An 11064-nucleotide genomic window follows, 5' to 3' on the forward strand; every position below is an offset into this window, starting at 1 on the left:
CCGGCGCCGTCGCCATCGGAGCCGCCGCTGCGCACCGTCGAGGGGATGGCGACACGCCTGGTGCGGATGATCCGCGAGGTGCAGCCCTCGGGGCCGTACCGGGTGGCGGGGTGGTCGTTCGGCGGGGTGCTGGCCTACGAGATCGCCTCGCAGCTGATCGGACGGGACGAGATCGTGGAGTTCGTGGGGATGTTCGACAGCTACCACCCGGCCCGCATCCGCGCGGCCGAAGGTCCCGCCGAATCGCGGGACTGGGGGCTCGACCACGCGCTCATCCTGAACGCGCTCCGCACCGCCGACACCCTGCCCGGCGGCGGGGGCGCGGACTCCGGCGAGGAGGCCGTGGCGGGCGCGGACGAGGACCTGGAAACGTTCGTCCAGAGGTGCCGCAACGAGGGGCTGCTTCCGATCTACGTGACCCTGGCGCAGGCCCGGGCAGTGCGCGACCGGCTGCGCGGGCACCAGGCCGCCCTGCGCGAGTACTCGCCGCAGCCGATTCCCGTCCTGGTCCACCAGTTCCCCGCCCAGCAAAGCCCCGAAGCGGACACGACGCGTGGCTGGGGCGACTTCCATCCCGAGTGGCTGCTCCGGGTGACGCCCGTCCCGGGGACCCACCTGTCGATGATGCGGCCGCCGAACGCCGCCGCGCTCGGCGGGGCGCTGTCGCGCGCGATGGACGAGGCACGGGAACGTGTGGCGCCGGGCGGCTTGTCGAAAGAGAAAGAGAGGGTGATATTCTGACGGCTAGGGAAGCTCCTCCGCGTGTGCCCGATCAGGGGCGCCGTGGCCCGGCACTCCCTTGGGGACGCCGTACGGACGTAGACATCGCGGTGGGGATGATCCCGCCCTTCAGGAGCAGCTGGGATGACGGAATTCAGGTTCGACGATCCCGATCAGTACGTGCACGGCACCCCGTACGCCGAGTTCGCGCGCCTGCGGCGGGAAGCGCCGTTCGCCTGGCACCAGGCGTCGCAGGTGCGCGGCGACGGCTTCTGGCTGGTCACCCGGCACCGCGACGTGGTGTCCATCTCCCGCGACCCGGCGCGCTTCGCCACCCACGCGCCGATCCTGGCCGATCCGCTGCCGCGCGCCCTGTGGGGCACGTTTCCGTCGCTGGCGATGATCGCCGACAACCTGATGACCTTTGGCCCCGAGCAGCACGCGCGCTTCCGGCCGCTCGCCACCGCCATGCTGGCCCCGGCGTCGCTGCTGGCCATGGAGGACCGCGTCCGCGCCGTCTGCGCGCGCATCGTGGACGACGTTGCCGGCCGCCCCGGCTTCGACTTCGCCTCCGAGGTGGCGCTGCGGGTTCCCGTCGAGGTCCTCTTCGGCCTGTTCCTGGGCGTTCCGGACAGCGACCTGGCGCGGATGCGGGATTGTGTGCTCACCATCAACGCCATGGAAGACCCGGTCTTCTGCCAGCACGGCGCGGGAGTGATCGAGGCCGCCAAGGCGCTGTACGAATACGGCTTCGACCTGTTCCGCCGGCTTCGGGCGGAGCCCCCCGGGCCCACGCTGCTGAGCACGCTGGTGCACGGCGAGGCGCCCCAGGGGATGACGCCGGAGCAGTTCTTCCTGGTGTACTGGTTTCCGCTGATGGCCGGGGCGTTCGACACCACGGCCAGCACCATCGCCGGCGGCGTCCGGGCGCTGCTCGAGCACCCGGAGCAGCTGCGCCGGCTGCGCGAGGATCGCTCCCTTCTTCCCGTGGCGGTGGACGAGCTGGTCCGCTGGGTGTCGCCCGTGGTCTACTTTCGCCGGACGGCGACGGCGGACGTGGAGTACGAGGGCCACAGCATCCGCCGCGGGCAGAAGGTGGTGCTGTGCTACGCCTCGGCCAATCGCGACGAAGAGGTGTTCGCCAACCCCGACACCTTCGACGTGGGGCGCAAGCCCAACCGGCACGTTTCCTTTGGATACGGGCCGCACTTCTGTCCGGGGGGGCGCATCGGCTCGCTGGTGATCCGCATGTTCCTGGAGGCGCACCTGGACCGCATCGCCGAGCTGGAGCTGGACGGCCCCGCGACCGGCACCCGCTCGGCGTGGATGAACCGCATCTGGTCCATGCCCGTCCGCCACCGCACGCAGGTGCCCGCGGCGGGGCCGGCCCACGCCTCGGCTGCCTGACCGGGCCCGCGGTGGCCGGAACGGCCCACGCCTGAGACCACACCCTTCACCCTCGTCAACTCGCTGCAACGCCGAAGCCGCCGCGCACCGCCGAGCGGCCGAGGCGGTGTACGCGCATGCCGCCGCCTGGGTGATGCGGTTCGCGGCGGCCGGGTTCGACGTGTCGCTGGAGCAGATGCAGGCGCCGCGCTCGGCCGGCGCCTGCGTCGTCATGCGCGGGAGCGAGGCCCCCGGCGCGGCTGGAGCTGGCGCTGCGGAGCAGGGGATGGGCGTCGTCACCCCCCACGGCGTACGGCATCCGCTCGTGGCAAGCGCGGCCGCGCTGGAACCTCGCCCGCACCGGGCGCCTGGCGATCGCCGGCCCCGCGGCTCGCCCGGTTCGGCCCGAAACCCGTGCGCGGCTCGTTCGCGAGCCCCGCGCAGAGACGACGTACCTCGAGCGTGTCCCTAGAGCACCGAGCTAGCTGTCCTTGAGCATGCAGAATCTTTCGCCCGCCGAGCGCCTGGCTCTCCTCGAGCTGCTCGAGGCCAACGCGCCCAGGCAGGCCCCGGCGACGCTGTCGCAGATCCAGCCGGTGGACCGGAGCAGACCGCTGCCGCTGTCGTTTGCGCAGTGGCGGCTCTGGTTCCTGGACCAGCTCGGGATCCCCGGCGCGGTCTACCACATCCCCACCCGCATGCGGCTGACAGGCGAGCTGAACCGGAATGCGCTAGTCCGCGCGCTGAACCGGGTGGTCGCCCGGCACGAGGCGCTGCGCACCACCTTCGCGGAGGTGGACGCCGACCAGGTGCAGCGGATCGTGCCGGCGGAGGAGAGCCCCTTCCAGCTCGCCGAGCACGACCTCCGCGGCCACGCGGAGGCCGGGGCGGAGCTTGGCCGGCTGCTGGCCAGGGAGGCGGCCACGCCGTTCGACCTGGCCCGCGGGCCGCTGATCCGCGGGCACCTGGTCCGGCTGGCGGACGATGACCATGTGCTGCACATCACCATGCACCACATCGTTTCCGACGGGTGGAGCATGGGGGTGTTCACCCGTGAGCTGAGCGCGCTCTACGCCGCCTTCCGCAACGGCGAGCCGGATCCGCTTCCCGCGCTGCCGATCCAGTACGCGGACTACGCGGTGTGGCAGCGGCGCTGGGTAGACGGCGAGGTGCTGAAGGGGCAGGCGGAGTACTGGAAGAAGATGCTGGCCGGCGCGCCCGCGCTGCTGGAGCTGCCCACCGACCGGCCGCGTCCGCCGCGGCAGGACTTCACCGGCGGCGAGGTGTGGATCGAGCTGGACGCGGAGCTGACGGCGGGGCTGAAGGCCCTGACCCGGCGGCATGGGGGCACGCTGTACATGATGTTCCTGGCCGCGTGGGCGGTGGTGCTCGGGCGCCTCTCGGGGCAGGAGGACGTGGTGATCGGCAGCCCGGTGGCGGGCCGGGGGCGGCACGAAATCGAGGGGCTGATCGGCTTCTTCGTGAACACGCTGGCGATCCGGGTGGGCGTCTCCGGCTCGCTCACCGTGGCGGAGCTGCTGCGGCGGGCCAAGGACCGGGCGCTGGAAGCGCAGCAGCACCAGGACATCCCCTTCGAGCAGGTGGTGGAGCTGCTGCAGCCGGTGCGCAGCCTGGCGCACACGCCGCTCTTCCAGGTGATGTTCAACTGGCTGAACATGCCCGAGCGCAACCTGGAGCTTTCGGGGCTGGCGCTGGATTCCGCGGGGGGTGCGCCGGGAGCGGGGCCGCGGCAGGCGGCGGCCACCCAGTCGGGCGCGCCCTCGGAGGCGTCGGCGCAGTTCGACCTGTCGCTCACCCTTTCCGAGCGGGGCACGCGGATCGTCGGTGCCCTGGAGTACGCGACGGCGCTCTTCGACCCGGAGACGATGGAGCGCCACGCGGCCTACCTGCGGCGGGTGCTCGCGCAGATGGTGGCCGACGAGCGCCGGAGCGTGGCGCGGCTGGAGCTGATGTCCCCGGCGGAGCGCGCGCGGGTGGTGGAGGAGTGGAACGCCACGGATCTCCCCTCCGCCGCCGACGGCTGCGTGCACGAGCTCTTCGAGCGGCGGGCGGAGGAGACGCCGGGAGCGATCGCCGTGGTCTTCGAGGGCGGGGCGCTCACGTACGCGGAGCTGAACGCCCGCGCCAACCGGCTGGCGCATCATCTCCGCGGGCTCGGCGTGGGCCCGGACACGCGCGTGGCGATCTGCGCCGAGCGCACGCCGGAGATGATCGCCGGCCTGCTGGCGGTGCTCAAGGCGGGCGGGGCGTACGTTCCGCTCGACCCGGCGTACCCGGAGGAGCGCCTGCGCTGGCAGGTGGAGGACAGCGCGCCGGTGACGGTGCTGGCGCACGGCTCGCTGGCGGCGCGCTTCGCGGGCACGGGCGTGCCGGTGCTCGAGCTGGATGCCGGCTCGCCCGTCTGGTCGGCCGGGTCGGAGACGAACCCCGGGCCGGACGCGAACCCTGGGCGCGGGACGCTCCAGCCGGAGCACCTGGCGTACGTGATCTACACCTCGGGCTCCACGGGGCGGCCCAAGGGGGTGATGGTCACCCACCGCGCCGTGGTCCGGCAGGTCACCGCCGTCCAGGCGGGCTTTGGCCTCGGGGCGGGCGACCGCTTCCTGCAGTTCGCCTCCGTCGCCTTCGATGCCGCGGTGGAGGAGATCTTCGGCACGCTCCTCACGGGGGCGGCGCTGGTGCTGCGCACCGAGGCATGGCTGGAGGGCGCGCACACCTTCTGGGGCCGGTGCGCGGAGAACGGGGTGAGCGTGCTCGACCTCCCGACGCGCTTCTGGCAGCTCCTGCTCGACGAGCCCTCGGCCGCCATCCCGCCGAGCGTGCGCCTGCTGGCCATCGGCGGCGAGGCGGTGGAGCCCGCGGCGCTGCAGGCGTGGTTCGGGAGGGACGGGCACCGGCCGCCGCTCCTGAACACGTACGGCCCCACCGAGACGACGGTCAACGCCACGATGCGCGAGATGGCGGCCGATCCCGCCACCTGGCGCTCCATCGGCCGGCCGGTGGCGAACACGCGCGTGTACCTGCTGGACGCGCGGGGCGGGCCGGTGCCGGTGGGGGTGTCGGGAGAGCTGTACATCGGGGGCGGGCAGGTGGCGCGCGGCTACCTGGACCGTCCGGGGCTGACGGCCGGGCGGTTCGTGCCGGACCCGTTCGCCCGTGAGCCCGGGGCGCGGCTGTACCGCACGGGCGACCTGGGGCGGTGGCGGGCGGAGGGGACCATCGAGTTCCTGGGGCGCACCGACTTCCAGGTGAAGGTGCGCGGCTTTCGGATCGAGCTGGGCGAGATCGAGGCACGGCTCGCCGAGCACGCGGACGTGCGCGACGCGGTGGTGCTGGCGCGCGAGGACGAGCCCGGCGAACGGCGGCTGGTGGCGTACTGCCTGGCCGACGAGGGACTGGACGTGGAGTCGCTGCGGGCGCACCTGGCCGGGCGGCTGCCGTCGTACATGGTGCCGGCGGCCTTCGTGCGGCTGGACGCGTTCCCGGTGACCGCCGGGGGCAAGGTGGACCGCAGGGCGCTCCCGGCGCCGGAGGGCGACGCGCTCGCCACGCGCGGCTCCGAGGCCCCGGCGACCCAGACCGAACAGGCGGTGGCCGACATCTGGGCCGAGGTGCTGCGCGTGGAGCGGGTGGGCCGCCGTGACAGCTTCTTCGACCTGGGCGGGCACTCGCTCCTTGCTGTGCAGGTGATCTCGCGGGTGCGGCAGCGCCTGGCGGTGCAGGTGGCGCTGCGCGACCTGTTCGCCCGGCCCGTGCTGGCCGACTTCGCGCGGGGGCTGGAAACCGCGTCGCGCGCCGAGCTGCCGGCCATCGAGCCGGTGGAGCGGGGGGGCGATCTCCCGCTCTCGTTCGCGCAGCAGCGGCTCTGGTTCATCGAACGGCTGGGGGACGCGGGCGCGGCGTTCCACATCACGGTGCGGCAGCGGCTGCGGGGCGAGGTGGACCGGCCCGCGCTGCGGCGGGCGCTGGGCCGGATCGTGGCGCGGCACGAGGCGCTGCGCACGGTCTTCATCGAGGTGGACGGCGCGCCGGTGCAGCGGATCGCGCCGGCCGAGGAGAGCCCGTTCCCTCTCGCGGAGCACGACCTCCGCGGCCACGCCGAAGGGCCGGCGGAGCTTGGCCGGCTGATGGCGGAGGAGGCGGGCGCGCCGTTCGACCTGCAGCGCGGGCCGCTGATCCGCGGCCGGCTGGTGCAGATCGGCGGCGGCGACGACCACGTGCTGCTCATCACCATGCACCACATCGTCTCCGACGGCTGGAGCATGGGGGTGTTCACCCGCGAGCTGGTCGCCCTCTACGGAGCGTTCCGCGCGGGGCGGCCCGATCCGCTTCCGCCGCTCGCGGTGCAGTACGCCGACTACGCGGCCTGGCAGCGCCGCTGGGTGGAGGGCGAGGTCCTTGGGGAGCAGGCGGAGTACTGGACGCGGACGCTGGCCGGCGCGCCCGAGTTGCTGGAGCTCCCGACGGACCACGCACGCCCGGCGCGGCAGGACTTCTCCGGCGGGATGATCGACATCGGGCTGGACGAGGCGCTCTCGGCCGCGCTCAAGGAGCTTTCCCGGCGGCACGGGACCACGCTCTTCATGACGCTGCTGGCGGGGTGGGCGGCGGTGCTTTCCCGCCTGTCGGGGCAGGACGAGGTGGTGGTCGGCACGCCGACCGCCAACCGGGGGCGGGAGGAGATCGAGGGGCTGATCGGATTCTTCGTGAACATGCTCCCCGTGCGCGTGGAGATGGCTGACGCGCCGACGGTGGCGGAACTGCTGGCGCGGGTGAAGGAGCGCGCGCTGGGCGCGCAGCATCACCAGGACATCCCCTTCGAGCAGGTGGTGGAGCTCGTCCACCCCACGCGGAGCATGGCGCACGCGCCGCTCTTCCAGGCGATGTTCACCTGGCAGAACGCCCCCGGCGGCGGCGCCGGGCTCCCCGGCCTCACCCTGGCGCCGATGGGGCCGATGGGGCCGGCCGCGCCGCGGGGCGGGGCGGGCCCGTCGGGCAAGTCGGCCTCGCCGGCGCAGGCGGCGGCGCTTGCGACGGCGCACGTCGACCTGTCGCTTGCGCTCTGGGAGCAGGGCGGGAGGATCGCGGGGAGCGTGACGTACGCCTCCGCGCTCTTCGAGCGGGAAACGGTGGAGCGCTACGCCGGATACCTGCGGCACGTGCTGGAGGGGATGGTCGCGGACCAGACCCGGCGGGTGCACCGGCTGGAGATCGTCCCGGAGGACGAGCGCCGGGTGGTGGTGGAGGAGTGGAGCCGGAAGGAGGCCGCGGCTCAGGGCGGGGGGTGCGTGCACGCGCTCTTCGAGGCGCAGGTCGAGCGCGCGCCCGACGCGGAGGCCGTGGTCTTTGGCCGTGACCGCCTCACCTACGCGGAGCTGAACGCGGCCGCCAACCGGCTGGCGCGGCGGCTCCGCGCGGCCGGGGTGGGCCCGGAGGGGCGCGTGGGGGTGATGCTGGAGCGCTCCGCGGAGCTGGTGGTGGCGCTGCTGGCGGTGCTCAAGGCCGGCGGCGCGTACCTGCCGCTGGACCCGTCGCTCCCGGCCGGCCGCCGTGCCGCGCTGGCGGCCGACGCGGGCGCCGCCGTGCTGGTGACGCGCGAGCCGGGGCTGCAGGGCTTCGCCGGGACGGTCGTCTCTCCCGCGGAGGCGGAGGGGGAGAACGGCGGCGACCTCGGGCTCGACGTTCCGCACGCCGCGCTGGCGTACGTCATCTACACCTCCGGCTCCACCGGCACGCCCAAGGGCGTGGGCGTGGCCCACGCCGCCGCCGCCGCGCACTGCCGCGCGGCGGGGGCGGCGTACGGGCTCACCCCGGCGGACCGGGTGCTCCACTTCGCGGCGGTGGGCTTCGACGTCTCGGTGGAGCAGGTGCTGGCCCCGCTCTCGGCCGGCGCCTGCGTGGTCGTGCGCGGAAACGAGGTCCCCACCCCGCTGGAGCTGGTGCGGCAGGCGGCGGAGCAGGGGCTCACCGTCGTCAATCCCCCGACGGCGTACTGGCACCAGCTGGCGGCGGACACGGACGCGCTGGAGCTGCTCGCCCGCACCGTGCGGCTGGTGATCACCGGCGGCGAGGCGATGAGCCCGGCGGCGGCGCGCGACTGGGCGGCCGGACCCGCGGCCGGCGTGCGGCTGGTGAACGGCTACGGTCCCACCGAGGCGGTGGTCACCTGCACGGCGTACGACGTTCCGCACACGGTGCCGGAGGGGGCGGTGCACGTTCCCGTGGGCCGCCCCCTGGGCGGGCGCGCGGCGTACGTGCTGGACGGGTGGGGCGAGCCGGCGCCGCTGGGCGTGCCCGGAGAGCTGTGCATCGGCGGGACCCTGGCGCGCGGCTACCTGGGCCGGCCGGCGGCGACCGCGCAGGCGTTCGTCCCCGACCCGTTCTCCGCCACACCCGGCGCACGGGTGTACCGCACCGGCGACCGCGCCCGCTGGCTGGCCGCGGGGGAGCTGGAGTTCCTGGGGCGGCGCGACCACCAGGTGAAGGTGCGCGGCTTCCGCATCGAGCTGGGCGAGATCGAGGCGCGGCTGGCCGAGCACGCGGGCGTGCGCGAGGCCGTCGTCCTGGCGCGCGAGGACGCGCCGGGGAACCGGCGGCTGGTGGCGTACGTGGTGGGTGAGGAGACGGCCGGGGCGGAGGCGCTGCGGGCGCACCTGGGCGCGGCACTGCCGGAGTACATGGTGCCGGCGGCGTACGTGCGGCTCGACGCGATGCCGTTGACCCCGACGGGCAAGCTGGACCGGCGGGCGCTCCCCGCGCCCGAGGGGGAAAGCGGTGCACGGCACGGCTACGAGGCGCCGGAGGGGGAGACGGAGGAGGCGCTGGCCGGGATCTGGGCCGAGGTGCTGGGCCTGGAACGGGTGGGCCGCCACGACCACTTCTTCGAGCTGGGCGGGCACTCGCTCCTGGCCGTCCGCGTGATCTCGCGTGTGCGGCAGGTGCTGGGCGCGGAGGTGGGGATCGCCGACCTGTTCGAAAAGCCGGTGCTTTCCACGCTCGCCCAGCACGTCGTGCACGCGCTGCTCGCCCAGTTCGACCCGGAGGAGCTCGCGCGCCTGGGCGCGCTGCTCGACGACGATGCCACCCATGGGTGATCTCGACACGACTCCGACGGGCCCCGCAGTCGCGAAGCACCAGGCACCCGGCGCCTCCGGCTCGTCGGAAGCCCATCGCATACAGAGCAGGACATGACTGATATCGACACCCGGCTGGCCCAGCTGTCGCCCGAAAAGCGGAGGCTCCTGAAGCTGAAGCTGAAGGGCGGCGCAGTCGCGGCGTCGGCCGGGCACGGCGGCGGCGAGCGCCCATCCGAGTTTCCCGCGTCGTTCGCGCAGCGGCGGTTGTGGCTGCTGGATCGCCTGCAGCCGGGGAGCACCGCCTACTCGATGCCCCGCGTCTGGCGCATCCCCGGTCCCCTGGACGTGGCAGCCCTGGAGCGCGCCGTCGACGAGCTGGTGCGGCGCCACGAGACGCTGCGCACGCACCTGGAGGCGCGCGGCGAAGAGCCGGTGCAGGTGGTCGCCCCGCACGCGCCCTTCCGGCTGGAGGTGACGGACCTCTCCGCCGTCGCCCCCGACGCGGTGCACGCGGAGGTGGAGCGGCTGGCGCGCGCGGACGCCGCGGCCCCCTTCCGGCTGGAGGAGGGCCCGCTCTTCCGCGCCTCCCTGGTCCGGCTGGCGGCCGACGAGCACGCCCTGCTCTGGAACCTGCACCACGCGATCACCGACGGCTGGTCCACCGGTATCCTGGAGCGCGAGCTGAAGGCGCTGTACGAGGCCTTCTCGCGCGGCGAGCCCTCGCCGCTGGCGCCGCTCCCGCTGCAGTACGGCGACCACGCCCTCCACGAGCGCGAGCGCCTTTCCGGCGACGCGCTCGCGGGGCTGGTGGGCTTCTGGCGCGACGCGCTGGAGGGGGCACCCACGCTGCTGGAGATCGCGCCGGACCGCCCGCGGCCTCCCGTGCGCACCCAGCGCGGCGCCTCCGTCGGCGGCGTCCTGGGCGCCGGCCTCCCCGCGCGCGTCGACTCGCTGGCGCGGGCGCACGACGCCACGCCGTTCATGGTGTACCTGGCCGCCTTTCAGCTCCTCCTGGGCCGCTACGCCAGCCAGGACGACGTGCTGGTGGGCACGGCGGTCGCCAACCGCGGCACCGCGGACGTGGAGGGGATCGTCGGGTTCTTCGTGAACACGCTGGTGCTGCGCGGCGACCTCGCCGGCGATCCCACCTTCGCCGAGCTACTGGGGCGCGTGCGCGAGGCCACGCTGGGCGCCTTCGAGCACCAGGCACTCCCGTTCGAGAAGCTGGTGGAGGAGCTGAACCCCGAGCGCTCGCTGACCCACGCCCCGCTGGTGCAGGCCGTCATCATCCTGCACAACCAGCACGGCGTGGGCGGCGGACCGGCCGCGACGGCGGCGGCTCCGGCGCAGGCGGCGGGGCCCGCGCTGCCGCTGAAGGTGGCGGGGGGTGCGGAGGAGGAGGTGGCTCGTTTCGATCTCACCCTGGAGCTGTGGCAGGGGCCAGACGGCGTCCGCGCGCGCCTCAGCTACGCCACGGACCTCTTCGAGCGCGGCACGGTCCGGCGGATGCTCGGCCACCTGCAGCGGGTGCTGGAGCAGGTGGCCGCCGACGCGGACGTGCGGCTTTCGCGGGTGGAGCTGCTCGGCGAGGCGGAGCGCGCGCGGGTGCTGGAGGCGTGGAACCGCACCGGCGCGGAGTACGCGGCGTCGTCGTGCATCCACGAGCTGTTCGAGCGGCAGGTGGAGCGCGCGCCCGGCGCCACGGCGGTGATCTTCGGTGACGAGCGCCTGAGCTACGCGGAATTGAACGCGCGGGCCAACCGGCTGGCGCACGACCTCCGCTCGCGGGGGGTGGGGCCGGAGGTGCGCGTGGCCCTCTGCCTGGAGCGCGGGCCCGAGATGGTGGCCGCCGTCCTCGCCG

Annotated in this window: 4 protein-coding genes; all 4 read left to right on the plus strand. The window is 74.3% G+C overall.

From position 1 onward, the window contains the following. A partial coding sequence (locus tag VF632_RS15095; protein ID WP_331023744.1) for a thioesterase domain-containing protein occupies positions 1-741 on the plus strand: 741 nt, incomplete at its 5' end. Positions 742-864: 123 nt separating this feature from the next. Beyond that, positions 865-2127 (plus strand): cytochrome P450, encoded by a 1263-nt coding sequence (locus VF632_RS15100; protein WP_331023745.1) that lies wholly within the window; start codon positions 865-867, stop codon positions 2125-2127. A 476-nt stretch (positions 2128-2603) separates the two neighbouring features. Then, a complete protein-coding gene (locus VF632_RS15105) occupies positions 2604-9221 on the plus strand; it encodes an amino acid adenylation domain-containing protein (RefSeq protein WP_331023746.1) in 6618 nt (2205 codons plus the stop codon). Positions 9222-9314: 93 nt separating this feature from the next. After that, the coding region (locus VF632_RS15110) for a condensation domain-containing protein (protein WP_331023747.1) at positions 9315-11064 on the plus strand (1750 nt) is incomplete at its 3' end.

The organism is Longimicrobium sp., assembly GCF_036388275.1.
In the GTDB taxonomy this organism is placed as follows: domain Bacteria; phylum Gemmatimonadota; class Gemmatimonadetes; order Longimicrobiales; family Longimicrobiaceae; genus Longimicrobium.